The organism is Fictibacillus phosphorivorans (assembly GCF_001629705.1).
Classification (GTDB): Bacteria; Bacillota; Bacilli; order Bacillales; family Fictibacillaceae; genus Fictibacillus; species Fictibacillus phosphorivorans_A.
Genome location: NZ_CP015378.1, coordinates 1,773,879 through 1,790,219 on the forward strand (window position 1 = coordinate 1,773,879; position 16,341 = coordinate 1,790,219).

Consider the following 16,341-nt stretch of genomic DNA (forward strand, 5'->3'; position numbering starts at 1 on the left):
GTAAACCATGAAGGAAAAATTAGTAGTGATCGTAGGCCCAACAGCTGTTGGAAAAACAAAAACCAGTATCGAACTGGCTAAAGCGCTCGATGGTGAGATCATAAGCGGCGATTCTATGCAGATCTATAGAGGTCTTGACATCGGAACGGCAAAGATTACTGAGGAAGAAAAAGAAGGCATACCTCATTATTTGATCGATATTAAAGATCCAACAGAATCATTTTCAGTTGCTGAGTTTCAGAAGCTGGCGAGAGAACGAATAACAGAAATTAATCAAAAAGGTAAGGTTCCGATACTTGTAGGTGGAACAGGGTTATACGTTAGAGCAGTCACACATCACTATGAATTCTCTGAAGCAACCCGGAATAACCAGTTGAGAGACGAACTTCAACGTAAGTCAGAGGTTGACGGTTCAGAGGCATTGCATGCAGAACTGTCCAAAGTCGATCCAGAGCGTGCAAAAGAGATTCATCCGAACAATGTACAGCGAGTGATAAGAGCGCTTGAAATCTATTACACGACAGGGAATGCCCCCTCTACAGAACAAGGAAAGAATAGAAGTGATGAAGAATCACTCTATCAATTAGCTTTAGTTGGTTTGACGATGGATCGAGAGCGATTATACAAGCGCATAAATGAAAGAGTAGACCAAATGGTTCAGCTTGGCGTACTAAACGAAGCAAGAATGCTTTTCGAACAAGACATAACGAACAGTCTGGCCGCTAAAGCGATAGGCTACAAAGAGTTTTTTCCCTATCTTTCAGGGGAAAGTACGTTAGAAGAAGCGATCACTTTGTTAAAAAGAAACTCTAGGCGATATGCAAAAAGACAATACACATGGTTTCAAAATCAGATGGATGTAGAATGGTTCAGCATGGACAAGGATCCCTTTCACAAAAAATTTCAAGAAATTCAGCACTTTGTTGAAGGGAAATTAGAAATTTCCGAGAATGTATAAGGGTAATGCCCAAAGAGGAGGATCTGTTCACATGAAGCAATCAATCAATTTACAGGATCATTACTTAAACCAGTTACGTCGCGAAAACATTTATGTGACCGTATATTTGCTGAATGGTTTTCAGCTTAAAGGTTTAGTGAAGGGGTTTGACAACTTTACGGTTGTATTAGAGGCAGAAGGAAAACAGCACCTCATTTACAAGCATGCCATTTCAACGTTTACCCCACACCGAAATGTCGATTTGTCTTCTGCAAATACAAATGAATAAAAAAACTCTCCCTACTGACCTTGCTAAGGTTGATAGGGAGTTTTTAAATTTTACACATATTTAGTCGTTTGCCTTTGAGTATACCTTTTTCATTTTAGTTGTTTCTAAATAAGCTTCGTAGCGGTTTAAAGTGAGATTTGATTTCAATCCAAACCATAATTGAACATCTTCCTGAGATTTTCCTTCTTTTAAAAGGTTTAAGATGGCTGTTCTCCTTAAGTGCTGAGAGCTGATTCCGTCTCTGAGTTCAGAGCGCCGTATCTCTTGCCTAAGCATCTTCTGGATAGCGATAACCGTTAACGGTTTGGGCTCATACTTTCCATAATCAAACCGATACGTTCCTCTTTGATAATCAAACGCGATAAAGAAACGATCAGAAGAATAAGTTCTTGGCCGGATGCTTTCAGGGATATCTTCTTTGTATTGATATAACAGTTGATGTGTATCATCGTCAAGTGAGATCAGTCTTGTTTCTTTTTTGTTGATTACGGTTAATTCTTGCTGCGTGAAATGAACATGTTTCATTTCTATGTTCGTGATTTCCTGCAGTGTGATGCCATAACGATAGAGAAGGGAAAGGATCGCTTCATTTCTTTTGATCAAGAGGTGTCTATATTTTTGTTGTTTTTCCGTTAAACCCTCGTAAGAAGAAAGGGTTTGAAAAAGGACTTTAAACTCCTCATCTGAAATAAAATCATCATCCGAAAATTGAATGTTCTCTTCTAGAGTTAGTTCCAGGTCAGAAAAAGGATTGAACACAATCTTCCTTCTAGAATGAAGGAAGGAAAAGAGACTTTTGATAACGGTGAATACCCGCTTGGTTGTAGCGGGTTGATATTCTCTTTGTTCAGAAAGAAAAAGAAAATACTCATTTAACGTCAAAGCATCTAAGTGCTGGATAGAATGTAGATCGTCGTTATCCTTCATCACTCTAACCCATGCAAAAAAATCTAAAAGATCATAATAATATCTCTTAATCGTGCTCTTCGTTCGATCTTTTTTCTGTAAGTGAACAATATATGAATCGGCATATTCGGGTAAGTGTGGATATTCTTCCATAATTGCCTCCTATAACCTCTTTTTCCCATTATAACAAAGGGTCTTTTTTTTGCATATTTCTACAAAGTCCAATGGAAACTATGGAAAAAAGGATGGTTAGATATGTGGAAATTAGGAATGCTCGTCTTATCTTCAGCTCTTATCTTCACCGGTTGCTCAGGTAAAACGGGTTCGGGAGATGAAACCCTTGATACTGAGCAAGTAAAATATGATACATCAGAACGAAAGCCAAATACACAGATTGACTCACCGTTAGTTGTTGAAAAGTCTGATGAAGTTCACCAATCAAAGGACCTTGTTCAGCTTGCAGAAAAAGTCAACGGTGTGGATAAGGCGTATGTGATAGTAAGTGGTATCTATACGTTAGTGGGGATCGTTCCATTTGAGCCAGTTGCACCTGGTAAAGAAAACAACCAACTGCGAAAAGCTGTTTATAACGGATTAAAAGGAAATGCACATGGGAGAAATGCAGCCATTACCACTGATCCAGATAAAATTGAGCAAATCAAAAGGTTAGGAAACACGGCCTCACATAGCAAACATGATTCAAAAAGTGGCGTATATAATGAGCTTGGAATTCTAATCGGAAAAATAAAACCATTAAATGGGCAGTTGAAATCGACCGAGAGGCAAGATATGCATGAAGAGGATAAACCCATTCGAAACGATCTTTACGAATAAAAACTTTTATTTCCTAAGCAAGCGCAGAAAATGACAAGGATAGACAACTTGTTAACATAATAAATACTATGTTAACAAGCGCTGTTTAAAGCTTATGAAAAAAGCATTCTCCGATTGTTGGAGAATGCTTTTTATCATTTAGAACTGATTTCAAATTCAGACGTTTGGTAAACGACTTCTGTTGGTTTAACCGTGCTTTTTAATCTTCCAGTTAAGAAGGAAGCGACAGTGATTGAGATAATGGATATTAACGCATTTTTAAATCCAAACATGACTATAGCAGATGATACAATCATAAAATCTGTAACAAACAAAGAGATTCCTCGATTAATATTAGATTTTTGTTCTAAATATAGAGCGAGAATGTGTATACCACCTAGTGATGCTCCTGAGTTTAATACAAAACTAACCCCTATACCTATCAGACTTCCTGCGATGATCGCAGCAGCGATCGGTGAGATTATTGGAAGTGTAAGATAATCCATCAGATCTGAGATAGCAGATATGAGTATGATACAAAGGAACGTCAGCAGTGAGAAATTCCAACCCAGTTTTTTAATCGATAGAATAAAGAAGGGTAAATTGACGATTAAAAACAGAATGCCCCATGTCCAATTCGTCATAAATGAAACGAGTGTAGCGATCCCTGCTGTACCGCCAAATGTTAACGTGTGTATGTTCAATAATTTTATCCCAATCGCTGTTAAAAACAATCCGACTAGTATAAACAAGCTTTTCTGTAGTTTATAATGCATAATTTTTTCGTCCATTCATTTCGTACTTTTTTCACAATATTTAACATAACACGGAAATCCTGCATTCTTGAGTATTTTTATTCATCTGAAAATAGAAAACGCTTACAACGTAAATAGATATTCATTCCAAAAACTAAGCTTGTCTTTGTAGTAGATCATAAGACTTCAACATAAATTGTTAACAGTGGATCAAGAAATCGTATAGGCATTTGTCACGGGATCGGATGTTATTGCGTATTATGATTTGACTGGCAAAGTGAGGTGGTTCCTTTTGAATGAACCGATTGCGATAAAAAAGCAAAGGCAGATCAATATCGTTTTAAATCAAGCGAGTGAAAAGTCAAAGATTGATGATGGAACAGCGCTTGCAGGGAAAAAAGAGAAAACAATTGAAAAGCACCAACCTCTCATCAAGATGGAAAAAGATCTGAACCGTTTAGTCGGAATGGAAGACTTGAAATTTCATGTTAAAGAGATCTATGCATGGCTTCATATTAATAAATGCCGTCAGGAGTTAGGGTTAAAAGCTGAAAAACAAGCTCTTCATATGTTGTTTAAAGGTAACCCAGGCACTGGAAAGACGACCGTAGCTAGAAAGTTAGGGACATTGTTTCATGAGATGAAAGTACTCTCAAAGGGGCATCTAATCGAAGCTGAGCGTGCTGATCTAGTTGGAGAATACATTGGGCATACCGCTCAAAAAACACGAGAGCTTCTAAAGAAAGCGAGCGGCGGGATCTTGTTTATCGATGAAGCGTATTCTTTAGGCCGCGGCGGAGAAAAAGACTTTGGCAAAGAGGCGATCGATACACTTGTAAAAGCTATGGAAGATCAGCAGCACGATTTCATCTTGATATTGGCTGGTTATCCAAAAGAGATGGATCGCTTTTTAAAACTTAATCCGGGTTTACCTTCTAGATTTCCACTTGTTATCTCGTTTCCTGATTATTCGGTCGAGGAGTTAATGGAGATCGCTAAGAGAATGATCACAGAAAGAGAATACATGCTGACAAGAGATTGTGAATGGAAGCTAAAAAGTCACATTGAACGTATTAAGCAGAGCAATCCAAGCTCGTTTTCAAATGGAAGGTACATTCGTAACATGGTTGAAAAAGCGGTCAGAAGACAATCAGTTAGGCTCTTGAACGAAAGCAATCAAGACAGAAGAGCATTGATGACGATCCAAAGTGATGACCTTGTGCTAGAAGAACGGGATTCGATTTGATATGATGAGAGGAGACTATGGAAAGCAGGGATCGCAAATTTGAACAAAAACAATGATTCAGTTCATGAAAAAGCGATACTCGTCGGATGTCAGCTTCCACGGCAGAACGACGAGCGTTTTTTTTATTCAATGGAAGAATTAAAATCTTTAACAAAAACAGCACAAGGAACTGTTTGTGCGGTAGTTACTCAAAAAAGAGACCGTTATGATTCAGCTACTTTTATCGGAAAAGGTAAAGTAGAAGAGATTATTACACTTGAAGAAGAGCTTGAAGCAGACATTATTATTTTTAACAGTGAATTATCTCCTTCTCAAGTTCGTAACCTGTCGTCACATTTCAACGCAAGAGTGATTGATCGTACACAGCTCATATTAGATATCTTTGCACAACGTGCGAAGACTCGAGAAGGAAAACTTCAAGTAGAACTTGCTCAGCTTGAATACTTACTGCCTCGTTTATCAGGTATAGGCGCTAGTCTTTCTAGGTTAGGTGGAGGGATCGGAACTCGTGGTCCAGGTGAGACCAAACTTGAAAAAGATAGACGTCATATTCGCTTTCGTATTCACGAACTTAAAACACAGATCAACTCAGTTGTAAGTCATAGAGAAAGATATCGAGAACGCCGTAAACATCAAGGTGCATTCCAAGCAGCTCTTGTTGGTTATACGAACGCAGGAAAGTCAACGATCTTCAATAAACTAACAGAAGCTGATAGTTATGAAGAAGATCAATTATTTGCAACGCTTGACCCGTTAACACGAAAAGTAAAACTGAAGAGTGGTTTTCAGATGCTGCTAACGGATACGGTAGGTTTCATTCAAGATCTACCTACATCCTTGATCGCTGCCTTCAGATCTACATTGGAAGAAGCGGGTGAAGCAAATCTTCTTATCCATGTTATCGACGGTTCTAGTGAGGATCGTAACCAACATGAACAAACGGTTAAACGTATTTTAAGTGATCTGAAGGCATCTCATATTCCGATGCTCACGGTCTATAATAAGAAAGATCAGTTTGGAGAAGATTTTATTCCTGAGAGTCCATCTATATCTATTTCTGCGTTAGAGAGTATTGATATATCTTCATTACTAGAAACGATTGAAAAAGAAGTGATGAAACAGATGACTTTTTATGAGGTTAAAGTTCCGTCTCATGATGGTAAACTTTTATCACAACTTCGCGGAGAAACTATACTAATTGCACAAGAATTTAATAAAGTAGAGTTGGTCTATGAATGCAAGGGATATGCGCTACCTTCCTCTTCCATTCCGTCTATCAGCAACAAAGGAGAATAACATGTATTCACAGTTTCAAAATGAAGAAGTACTGAAACATACTACAGAAAAAGTAACAGCACGCATTACAGATCAACATAAGCTGATTGATGAGGTCTGTGAATTTAATCAGTTAAAGGTGTTGAGAGCATTTCAAAACAATCAAGTAGGAGATCACCATTTTCATCCTTCAACTGGTTACGGATACGACGATTCTGGTCGAGATACTCTCGAGAAAGTGTATGCAGATGTTTTTGGAGCAGAGGCTGCAATCGTTAGGCCGCAAATCATCTCTGGTACTCATGCCATCACGCTATCTTTATTTGGTATGCTCCGTCCTGGAGATGAACTGCTTTATATCACAGGCAAACCTTATGATACGCTTGAAGAAATCGTTGGGATCAGAGGTACAGGTGAAGGTTCATTAAAAGATTACAATATCTCGTATCAACATGTCGACCTGACTCCTGAAGGCGCTATTAACTATTCAGAAGTTCAGCGAACGATTTCCGAAAAAACAAAAGTGATCGGTATTCAACGCTCAAAAGGATACGCGGATCGTCCGTCGTTCACAGTGGGGGAAATAGAAGAGATGATCTCTTTCGTAAAAGAGATCAAGTCAGATGTAATCGTGTTTGTTGATAATTGCTATGGCGAATTTGTTGAAGAAAGAGAGCCGGTTGAGGCAGGAGCAGATATTATTGCTGGATCCTTAATAAAAAACCCTGGCGGTGGCCTTGCTAAAACAGGTGGTTACATCGCAGGAAAAGAGAAGTTGATCAATAGGATCTCTTATCGACTAACCTCTCCTGGTATTGGTCGTGAAGCAGGGGCATCTCTTTACAGCCTTCAAGAAATGTACCAAGGATTCTTTCTAGCTCCTCATGTAACAGCTCAAGCGTTAAAAGGTGCAGTGTTTACAGCTGCTTTTCTAGAAGAACTAGGAATGGAAACACGTCCTTCTTTTGATGCAAAGAGAACGGATCTTATTCAATCTGTGATTTTTAAAGATCGCGAGCGAATGATTAAATTCTGTCAAGCTATACAAAAAGCATCTCCGATCAACTCTTATGCGATTCCATATCCTGATTATATGCCAGGCTATGAAGACGATGTGATCATGGCAGCAGGTACTTTTATTCAAGGAGCAAGCATTGAATTAACAGCAGATGGTCCGATCAGACCGCCATACATAGCGTTCGTGCAGGGTGGGCTAACCTATGAACATGTGAAAATTGCGGTATTATCAGCTGTCGATGAACTTTTAACTCATGGGCTCATTCATAAACGATAATTTATATAGCTAAGAAAAAGAGGCGCTAAGCCTCTTTTTTGTTTTGATGTCAATTTTTCTAACATTAAGATTGACATGTGAGCTTTTGTGACATAAGATATAAAAAGAAGTTGAAAGGAGGTAGGCAATATGAACGATATGAATCGTAGGAACTTACCTTTGTTCCCCATCAGCATAGTCATGCAGCTAACTGAACTATCAGCTCGTCAGATTCGTTATTACGAAGAGCATGATCTAATTCATCCTGCACGTACTGAAGGGAACCGTCGTTTATTTTCATTTAATGATGTTGATAAACTTCTTGAGATCAAAGCACTTCTTGAACAAGGCGTAAACTTAGCTGGAATCAAACGAGTCTTTGAACTGAATGAACAGGCAGCAGAATTAATTAAGAACCAGCCGAATGTGCAAGGTGTTCAACAAATTTCCGAATCTGCGCTTCATCGTAGGTTGAAAAGGGAATTGATTCATGCTGGGAGACATGGAAAAACCTCATTGATTCAAGGTGAACTTTCCAGGTTTTTTCATTAAAGATCAATAAATAATACTTACTATGTGAACAATCGCCATATTTAGGCGCTTTATATTTAAAGGAGGAGAAAGATTTGTCTAAGTACACTAAAGAAGATATCTTAAGAATGGTAAAAGAAGAAAACGTACGATTCATCCGTCTACAATTTACTGATTTATTGGGTGTTATCAAGAATGTTGAGATTCCGATCGGTCAGCTTGAAAAAGCTTTAGATAACAAGATGATGTTTGACGGATCTTCTATCGAAGGATTCGTTCGAATTGAAGAATCAGACATGAATCTTTATCCTGATTTAGATACATTTATGATTTTCCCTTGGACTTCAGAAAAAGGCAAAGTTGCACGTTTGATCTGTGATATCTTTATGCCTGACGGTAACCCGTTCGATGGAGATCCACGCGGAATCTTAAAGCGTGTGTTAAAAGAGATGGAAGACTTAGGATTCTCTGATTTCAACATTGGACCTGAGCCTGAATTCTTCTTATTCAAGAATGATGAGAAGGGTGAACCAACTCTAGAACTAAATGATAAAGGTGGATATTTTGACTTAGCTCCAACGGATCTTGGTGAAAACTGCCGTAGAGATATCGTGTTAGAACTTGAGGATATGGGCTTTGAGATCGAAGCTTCTCACCATGAAGTAGCACCTGGTCAACACGAGATCGACTTTAAATATGCTGATGCGGTAAGCACATGTGATAACATTCAAACATTTAAGTTAGCTGTAAAAACGATCGCACGTAAACATGGTCTTCATGCAACATTTATGGCTAAACCTTTGTTTGGTGTGAACGGTTCAGGTATGCATGCGAACATGTCTCTATTCAAAGATGGAGAGAACGTGTTTTATGATGCGAAATCTGAAACAGGATTAAGCGAGACAGCTATGCATTTCTTAGCAGGTATCCTAAAGCATGCACAAGATTTCACAGCGATTACAAACCCGACAGTAAACTCGTATAAGCGACTTGTACCTGGTTACGAAGCACCTTGTTATGTTGCTTGGTCCATGCAAAACAGAAGCCCGCTTATCCGTATTCCAGCGTCTCGCGGCATCAGCACGCGTATCGAGGTAAGAAGCGTTGATCCAACGGCTAACCCTTATCTTGCTATGGCAGTATTGCTTGCAGCTGGTCTTGATGGAATCAAGAACAAGCTAAACGCTCCAAAACCAATCGATAGAAACATCTATGTGATGGATAAAGAAGAGCGTGAAGCAGAAGGCATTAAAGATCTTCCAGCAACATTAAAAGAAGCTCTAACTCTATTCAGCAAAAATGAAGTTCTTACAACTGCTCTTGGAGCTCATGCTACAGAGCACTTCATTGAAGCAAAAGAGATCGAGTGGGATATGTTCCGTACACAAGTTCACCCTTGGGAACGCGAACAATATATGAGCATGTATTAAAAACTATGAAGACCCCTGATAGGATAATCAGGGGTCTTTTTTTATGCTTATAAAAATTGTCGTAGAAGCTTTACTATCTCTAAATGAATGTCTGAGGTGTATTCTTCAGTATATACCTCATAAACGAACGATAGACAACATGAAAATCGAGAGGGGCAAGCTTCTGTCACTTCCTTTACATCGAGAAAAAGAAACAAATCCCAAGTCCTCTAACAGCTAATTGTTTATTAAATAAAAAAGAAGCATCTAATGCTATAGACGCTTCTTATGTATGTTTAATGAATGGTTCGATATACTCCGATTACTTTGCCTAGAATTGTACAGCTCTGTAAGATGATGGGTTCCATCGAGGAGTTTTCAGGCTGTAATCGAATATGGTTTCTTTCTTTAAAGAACCTTTTTACAGTTGCTTCATCTTCATCCGTCATAGCTACGATGATATCACCATTATTTGCAGTAGGCTGTTGTTTTACTACAACTAGATCCTTATTGAAGATTCCTGCTTCAATCATACTATCCCCCACAACAGATAACATGAAGACGTTCTCATCACCTACAACGTGCTCAGGTAATGGGAAGTATTCTTCTACGTTCTCAACTGCGCTAATTGGGAGACCAGCTGTAACTTTACCGATAACAGGAATAGAAACAGAACGTACAGAAGGAATATTGTCTTCTAAGCCTAATACTTCAATCGCTCTTGGCTTTGTAGGATCTCGTCTAATAAGCCCCTTTTTTTCAAGTCTTGCTAAATGCCCATGAACTGTAGAGCTTGAAGCAAGGCCAACTGCTTCTCCGATTTCACGAACTGAAGGCGGATACCCTTTTTGTGATACTTCCTCTTTTATGAAAGCCAATATATCCAATTGTCGTCTGGATAACTTAGTCATTTTTTAGCACCTCACCGATTTTTTTATCTATAAAAAGTATATCATGGGGAATTCAGAGATACAAACATAAGTTCGAAAAAATAGTTGACACCGAACAAACGTTCCAGTTATTATAAAAACAAGAGATGCGAACAAACGTTTGTTGAAAGGGGATATCACAATGAAACAAGGGACGATGCATGTTATTGTATTTTTAGGGTTGTTAGGTGGTATATTTTTTACGTTATCAAATCTTGCCTCACAAGAAGCTCAATATATTGAAGTAACCATACAGGAGGGAGACTCACTGTGGAGTCTTTCGGAAGAGTATAATGCCAAACATCATTATTCCAATTGGGAATTTATTAAATGGGTGGAAAAGAAGAATAGCGTAAATGCTGCAGCGGTTTTTCCTGGTCAAAAAGTAATCATACCAGTCAATAAATAAAAAAGCGGGTTTTAACGAATGAAAGCTATTATTTACTCCAGAGTAAGTACAGATAAAGATGAACAAATGACTTCATTAGAAAGACAAGAAGGGGAACTTATGAAGTTAGCAAAACAATTTAACTTTGAGGTAATAAATTGTTATCGTGAGAAGGCAAGTGGTTTCTCGTTAGATCGAGAAGTGTTGTTAAACATATTAGATCTTGCTAGAGATAGTGAGTTTCAATGCCTTCTTGTACAAGATGATACGCGATTAGGCAGAGGTAAAGCAAAGATGGCCATACTTCACCAGTTGATCAAATACAATATTAAAGTATATACGCTTTCCAATAACGGAGAGTACACGTTAACTGAAGCCGATGAAATGGTCCTGGACATTGTATCCACTGTAGAAGAATACCAGCGAAAGCTACATAATATGAAGATAAGGCGCGGTATGAGAAAAGCGGTTAAAGAAGGTTATAAACCTCAAAAGAATTTAAAAAATCAAACCGGTGGTGGCAGAGAAAAAAAAGAAGTGCCAATCGCTGAAATTGTGCGATTAAAGAACATGAAACTTACTTTTCATGACATAGCATTAACTCTTAGAGGATTGGGGTTTGATGTTTCTAAAGCGACCGTACATAGAAGATACAAAGAACATGTGGAAAATACAGATAACTAGAAATTCCTTTCATTCTGCTGTAGGATAGAGTGAAGAATGCTTTAAAAGGAGTTTTTAAAATGTTATCTAAAGATAAAATGCAACGAATAAATGAACTGTCTAGAAAATCAAAACAAACCGATCTTACATCAGCAGAAAAAGCGGAACAGAAAAAACTTCGAGAAGAATATTTACAAGTTTTCCGTAAATCTTTTGTTCAAGATCTGCATGGTATGACCTTTGTTGACCCGAATGGTGATGATGTAACACCAGAAAAGTTAAAAAGAAGTAAAGATCATAAAAAAAACCTTAAACATTAATATAAAATGCCTATTTACTCTACAGTAAATAGGCATTTTTTTCTGTTGCATTCTATACATATTAGTATATACTGTTATATAACAACTTTGGAAGGGGAGAATATTTTGACTTTTTCAATTACAAGTGCAGCTGCGAATCTTTATAAAGACATAACGTTAGAAGCGACTGAGGCTTTAAGACTCTTTGTTAAATATGCAGGAAGTGGTGATTCGGGAGGTTTTTCACTCGGTGTAACGCCTGCAGTGCCTGAAGCCGATGACTACGTTCAAGAGGTAGATGGTCTTCGTTTCTTTGTAAGAAATGAAGAAAAATGGTTGGTGGAGAATATGAAACTTGATTATGATGAAAGTACAGATTATTTTTCATGTCACTTACCAGGGCTTGCATAATAGAAACGAACCGCCTGTTGTAATACAACGAAAAGTTGTAGAAAAACAGGCGGTTTTTGTATGATTTTATGTGTAGATGGTAAAATAACAAGAGTTAATAATGTGTTTGTCTTGTCTAATTGCATTTGAACGTTTATTATGAAAGTCAAAACTGTTTAGTACATATGAAGGGATGATTTTTTTGTCACGAACTATTGATGAATTAGCAATTAATACGATAAGAACTCTTTCTATCGACAGCATAGAAAAAGCAAACTCTGGGCATCCGGGTATGCCGATGGGTGCTGCGCCTATGGCATATAGCTTATGGTCAAAATTTATGAACCATAATCCTGCAAACCCTGAATGGTTCAACCGTGACCGTTTTGTATTATCAGCAGGGCATGGATCGATGTTGTTATACAGCTTGCTTCATTTAAGTGGATATGGCTTAACGATTGATGATCTAAAGAACTTTAGACAATGGGGAAGTAAGACTCCAGGTCACCCTGAGTTCGGACACACTGTTGGTGTTGAAGCCACAACTGGTCCACTAGGTCAAGGGATTGCAATGGCAGTAGGTATGGCTATGGCGGAACGTCACTTAGCTGCAAAATATAACCGTGATGGCCATGAAGTGATCGATCACTTTACTTATTCTATCTGCGGTGATGGGGACCTTATGGAGGGTGTTTCTGCTGAAGCAGCTTCACTTGCAGGTCACCTTGCATTAGGTAGAATGATCGTACTTTACGATTCAAATGATATTTCTTTGGATGGAGATCTCCATCACTCATTCTCTGAAAGTGTAAAGGATAGATTTGAAGCATATGGATGGCAAGTCCTTTATGTTGAAGATGGAACGGATTTAGAAGAGATTGAAAAAGCTCTTGCAGAAGCACGTGAAGAACTTAACAAGCCTACACTTATCGAAGTGAAAACCGTAATTGGACATGGCTCACCAAATAAATCAGGTAAATCTGCTTCTCATGGTGCACCACTTGGAAAAGACGAGATCTTATTAACAAAAGAAGCGTACAAATGGACGTTTGAAGAAGATTTCCATGTTCCTGAGGAAGTACAATCACACTTTGAACAATTAAAAAGTGAAGGAAAAAGAAAAGAGGAAGAGTGGAATAAGCAGTTCAAAGCTTATTCAGAAGCTTATCCAGAATTAGCTCAAGAACTTCAAGACGCGATCAAAGGGAATCTTCCGGAGAATTGGGATAAAGATCTTCCAGACTACGATAAAGCGATTGCTACTCGTTCTTCTTCAGGTAAGGCGATCAATGCTCTAGCTAAGAGTGTACCATCATTATTTGGTGGATCTGCTGACTTAGCAGGATCAAATAAAACACTCATTGAAGGCGAAAATAATTTCAGCCGCAATGATTATAGTGGACGCAACATCTGGTTTGGTGTTCGTGAGTTCGCTATGGGAGCTGCTTTAAACGGAATGGCACTGCATGGTGGTCTGAATGTGTTTGGTGGAACATTCTTCGTGTTCTCAGATTACGTAAGACCTGCAATTCGTTTATCTGCTCTAATGGGACTTCCAGTTACGTATGTATTAACACATGATAGTGTAATGGTAGGAGAAGATGGACCTACTCATGAACCAGTTGAGCAACTTGCTTCTCTTCGTGCGATGCCTAATCTTAACCTAATTCGTCCAGCTGATGGTTATGAGTCGAATGCAGCTTGGAAGTTAGCACTTGAGAGCAAGAACCAACCAACGGCATTGGTACTAAGCCGTCATGATTTGCCGATCTTAAAGAACACAAAAGAGAAGGCATATGAAGGTGTTAAGCGTGGAGCTTATGTAGTTTCACCAGCTGAATCAGATGCGGATGTACTACTTCTTTCTGCTGGATCTGAAGTGAGTATTGCAGTTGCTGCACAAGAATTGCTTCAAAAAGAAGGGATTTCAGCTTCTGTCGTTTCTATGCCATCTTGGGAAAGTTTTGATAAGCAAGATAATGACTACAAAGAGTCTGTACTTCCTAAACATATTACGAAGCGTCTAGCGATCGAGATGGGAGCTTCACTTGGTTGGCATAAATATGTAGGCCTTGAAGGAGACACAGTAACTATCGATACGTTTGGTGCATCTGCTCCTGGAGAAGTTATCCAAAAAGAATTTGGATTTACTCCAGAGAACATCGTAAAGCGTGTTAAGGACATGTTGAATAAATAATGATTTACGAAAAAGGAGGTTTCCAAGAGGAAGCCTCCTTTTCTTACTGTTTCGACAAAAATAGTTATAATTTGCGCACTTTTTTAGACAAGCTTTTTTCCGTATATTGTATATACTTTTAGAAAAGTATCGGAGAGGAGCTTGTTCATGAGAGAATTTTATATTTATCTAATCACAAAAGAAGTTGCTCATTCCTACTATGGCAAGGAAAATAAGCTTTTTCAGTTGTTTTTCGAAGAACAGCGCTCAAATGGTATTTCAAAGACCATCTTACAAAAGCAAATCAGCTACATAACCTCTCTATTATCTGTTTCTCAGCTAGAAAAACACTTCTGGAACCATTTAAAAGATAAACATGAATGGCGTTTGGAAGGAGAAACGTATTCTTTAACTTGTAAAGATAGTATCGTGAGGATTGAACTCACTGACCAATATATCCATCTTTATAGCATCGGCAACTTTGAAGCAGAAACGGTGATATTCGAGGCGTTACGCCAATATGAGTCATATTTCCTTGCGATGGACTATAGTGAAAGAAAATTTGGCTGGCTTTCACCGTTTAAATTGAACATGGTCTATGCCACTTAATTCTCTTTCAATCTTGTATGTGTAGGTAAACTTGTAGTAAACTAGTTCTAGACAACATGAAGGAGGAAGTTTTAACAATGGGTACTGGTATGATAATCCTTGTGTGTGCACTCTCACTGATTGCAGGTGTTGCGATCGGATTTTTTATTGCCCGCAAGTATATGTTGAGTTATTTACAAAAAAATCCACCGATTAATGAAAATATGTTGCGTGTGATGATGATGCAGATGGGTCAAAAGCCTTCTCAAAAGAAAATCAATCAAATGATGCAGGCTATGAACAAGCAGATGAAGTAATGTTGGACAAGCACCCTGATATAGAATCGGGTGCTTGTTTTCGTTCTATTCTAAGATAGCCATGATACCATGTGCGTCAATAAAGGGATGATAGTAGTGAACAACGTTAAGACAATTTCAATAGATGAGATAGATGAAGATCATTATTTGCTCTTTGATGTCAGGTCTCCTAAAGAATTTGAAGAATATCATATTCCGGGTGCGTATAATGTGAGTATCTTTTCAAACGAGGAAAGAGCAGAAATCGGTACGCTCTACAAACAGGATAGCAAAGAAGCTGCGATGGAACGTGGACTCCAAGTCGTCGCTCCAAAACTTCCGTCGATCTATAAAGAGATCCATACAAAAAGTAAAGAACATCCAGAAAAAAAGGTGGTCATCTATTGTGCACGAGGTGGATTTCGTTCACAAAGTATTGCTCAAACGATGAACATGATGGGTATGGATACTTTACAGTTAGATGGTGGCATACGTTCCTATCGAAAGAGGATTGAATCTGCGTTTAGGAAGATGGTTGCAGAACCTAGGAACATCATCGTACTTGAAGGTCACACGGGTACGATGAAGACGAAACTATTAAAAGAACTACAAGAAGAAGGATATCCCGTATTAAACTTAGAAGAGATGGCAGGACATAAAGGTTCGATTTTTGGAAATATTGGAGAACACCCTTCTTCTCAAAAGAAATTTGAATCAAGCCTTTACGAACGGTTAAAAGAAATCGAAAACTCTTCGTCAATTATTATTGAATCAGAGAGTAAACGGATAGGAAGAGCAATCGTTCCAGATTTTCTTTTAGAAGGTAAATATAGTGGTGTTCGAATTCATGTGGAGTTACCTTTTCATTTGCGAGTCCAATATATTTGTAATGTGTACGAGCCGCTTCTGCATAAAGATGAGATTGTGGAAGCCATTCATAAACTTTCAAGGAGATTACCACCATCGGTCATGGCAGATATTCAAGAGAACTTAAAAGCGTTACATTACGATAAAGTCGTATCCCTCTTACTAGAAAACTATTATGATCCCAAATATGATTACGCCAAGCAAAAATACGATAGTGAGTGTATCAAATTGAGTAGTCAATCCTATCAAGAGATGTATTCCGAAGTGAAAAAACAATTAGACCGTTTATTAAACTAACCAAACGATTACCA

19 protein-coding genes are annotated in these 16,341 nt (G+C 38.2%); 16 read left to right on the top strand and 3 right to left on the bottom strand.

The annotated features are described in order from the left end of the window. The first annotated feature begins 7 nt into the window (after nucleotides 1-7). Entirely contained in the window at nucleotides 8-958 is a 951-nt protein-coding gene (miaA, locus tag ABE65_RS09070; protein ID WP_066393849.1) for a tRNA (adenosine(37)-N6)-dimethylallyltransferase MiaA, read from the top strand. A gap of 31 nt (nucleotides 959-989) precedes the next feature. After that, a complete protein-coding gene (gene hfq, locus ABE65_RS09075) occupies nucleotides 990-1,226 on the top strand; it encodes an RNA chaperone Hfq (protein ID WP_066393852.1) in 237 nt (78 codons plus the stop codon). Nucleotides 1,227-1,286: 60 nt separating this feature from the next. Here the strand turns inward: hfq and ABE65_RS09080 are convergent, their stop codons facing one another. Next, nucleotides 1,287-2,285: a tyrosine-type recombinase/integrase gene (locus ABE65_RS09080; protein WP_066393859.1), complete on the bottom strand. Its 999-nt coding sequence runs from the start codon at nucleotides 2,283-2,285 to the stop codon at nucleotides 1,287-1,289. 102 nt (nucleotides 2,286-2,387) lie between these two features. Here ABE65_RS09080 and ABE65_RS09085 point away from each other — a divergent pair, with 102 nt between their 5' ends. After that, nucleotides 2,388-2,966 carry a YhcN/YlaJ family sporulation lipoprotein gene (locus ABE65_RS09085; RefSeq protein WP_066393862.1) on the top strand — a complete coding sequence of 193 codons (579 nt, stop codon included), beginning with the start codon at nucleotides 2,388-2,390 and terminating at the stop codon, nucleotides 2,964-2,966. A gap of 134 nt (nucleotides 2,967-3,100) precedes the next feature. Here ABE65_RS09085 and ABE65_RS09090 read toward each other — a convergent pair whose 3' ends face one another. Continuing rightward, a complete protein-coding gene (locus tag ABE65_RS09090; protein WP_066393863.1) occupies nucleotides 3,101-3,721 on the bottom strand; it encodes a YitT family protein in 621 nt (206 codons plus the stop codon). A gap of 271 nt (nucleotides 3,722-3,992) precedes the next feature. Here ABE65_RS09090 and spoVK point away from each other — a divergent pair, with 271 nt between their 5' ends. From spoVK to glnA, 5 genes are all read left to right on the top strand, one after another. Continuing rightward, nucleotides 3,993-4,946, top strand: a complete 954-nt coding sequence (gene spoVK, locus ABE65_RS09095) for a stage V sporulation protein K (protein WP_066393864.1) — start codon at nucleotides 3,993-3,995, stop codon at nucleotides 4,944-4,946. A gap of 39 nt (nucleotides 4,947-4,985) precedes the next feature. Next, nucleotides 4,986-6,242, top strand: a complete 1,257-nt coding sequence (hflX, locus tag ABE65_RS09100; RefSeq protein WP_066393865.1) for a GTPase HflX — start codon at nucleotides 4,986-4,988, stop codon at nucleotides 6,240-6,242. Between the two features lies 1 nt (nucleotide 6,243). Next, the gene (locus ABE65_RS09105) at nucleotides 6,244-7,515 is read left to right on the top strand and encodes a methionine gamma-lyase family protein (RefSeq protein ID WP_066393868.1); all 1,272 of its coding nucleotides are present in this window, start codon (nucleotides 6,244-6,246) and stop codon (nucleotides 7,513-7,515) included. A gap of 129 nt (nucleotides 7,516-7,644) precedes the next feature. Then, the gene (locus tag ABE65_RS09110) at nucleotides 7,645-8,046 is read left to right on the top strand and encodes a MerR family transcriptional regulator (RefSeq protein ID WP_066393870.1); all 402 of its coding nucleotides are present in this window, start codon (nucleotides 7,645-7,647) and stop codon (nucleotides 8,044-8,046) included. 74 nt (nucleotides 8,047-8,120) lie between these two features. Beyond that, nucleotides 8,121-9,455, top strand: a complete 1,335-nt coding sequence (gene glnA / locus ABE65_RS09115) for a type I glutamate--ammonia ligase (protein ID WP_066393872.1) — start codon at nucleotides 8,121-8,123, stop codon at nucleotides 9,453-9,455. A gap of 275 nt (nucleotides 9,456-9,730) precedes the next feature. On the opposite strand, the gene lexA is transcribed toward glnA, so the two are convergent. Next, complete coding sequence (lexA, locus tag ABE65_RS09120) at nucleotides 9,731-10,345, bottom strand: transcriptional repressor LexA (protein ID WP_066393874.1); 615 nt, start codon at nucleotides 10,343-10,345, stop codon at nucleotides 9,731-9,733. 160 nt (nucleotides 10,346-10,505) lie between these two features. Here lexA and yneA point away from each other — a divergent pair, with 160 nt between their 5' ends. The 8 genes from yneA to mnmH all read left to right on the top strand — a co-directional run bounded on the left by yneA (nucleotide 10,506) and on the right by mnmH (nucleotide 16,327). Beyond that, on the top strand, nucleotides 10,506-10,772 hold the full coding sequence (gene yneA / locus ABE65_RS09125; RefSeq protein WP_066393884.1) for a cell division suppressor protein YneA: 267 nt from the start codon (nucleotides 10,506-10,508) through the stop codon (nucleotides 10,770-10,772). Nucleotides 10,773-10,790: 18 nt separating this feature from the next. Continuing rightward, nucleotides 10,791-11,435 (top strand): YneB family resolvase-like protein, encoded by a 645-nt coding sequence (locus ABE65_RS09130; RefSeq protein ID WP_066393887.1) that lies wholly within the window; start codon nucleotides 10,791-10,793, stop codon nucleotides 11,433-11,435. 59 nt (nucleotides 11,436-11,494) lie between these two features. Next, the gene (locus ABE65_RS09135; RefSeq protein ID WP_066393888.1) at nucleotides 11,495-11,734 is read left to right on the top strand and encodes a DUF896 domain-containing protein; all 240 of its coding nucleotides are present in this window, start codon (nucleotides 11,495-11,497) and stop codon (nucleotides 11,732-11,734) included. Nucleotides 11,735-11,839: 105 nt separating this feature from the next. After that, on the top strand, nucleotides 11,840-12,124 hold the full coding sequence (locus ABE65_RS09140) for a HesB/YadR/YfhF family protein (RefSeq protein ID WP_066393895.1): 285 nt from the start codon (nucleotides 11,840-11,842) through the stop codon (nucleotides 12,122-12,124). A 172-nt stretch (nucleotides 12,125-12,296) separates the two neighbouring features. Beyond that, complete coding sequence (gene tkt, locus ABE65_RS09145) at nucleotides 12,297-14,300, top strand: transketolase (RefSeq protein WP_066393897.1); 2,004 nt, start codon at nucleotides 12,297-12,299, stop codon at nucleotides 14,298-14,300. A 147-nt stretch (nucleotides 14,301-14,447) separates the two neighbouring features. Next, complete coding sequence (gene sirA, locus ABE65_RS09150; RefSeq protein ID WP_066393900.1) at nucleotides 14,448-14,888, top strand: sporulation inhibitor of replication protein SirA; 441 nt, start codon at nucleotides 14,448-14,450, stop codon at nucleotides 14,886-14,888. 77 nt (nucleotides 14,889-14,965) lie between these two features. Then, entirely contained in the window at nucleotides 14,966-15,184 is a 219-nt protein-coding gene (locus ABE65_RS09155) for a YneF family protein (protein ID WP_066393901.1), read from the top strand. Between the two features lie 96 nt (nucleotides 15,185-15,280). Next, complete coding sequence (gene mnmH, locus ABE65_RS09160; protein WP_066393903.1) at nucleotides 15,281-16,327, top strand: tRNA 2-selenouridine(34) synthase MnmH; 1,047 nt, start codon at nucleotides 15,281-15,283, stop codon at nucleotides 16,325-16,327. Nucleotides 16,328-16,341 lie beyond the last annotated feature (14 nt).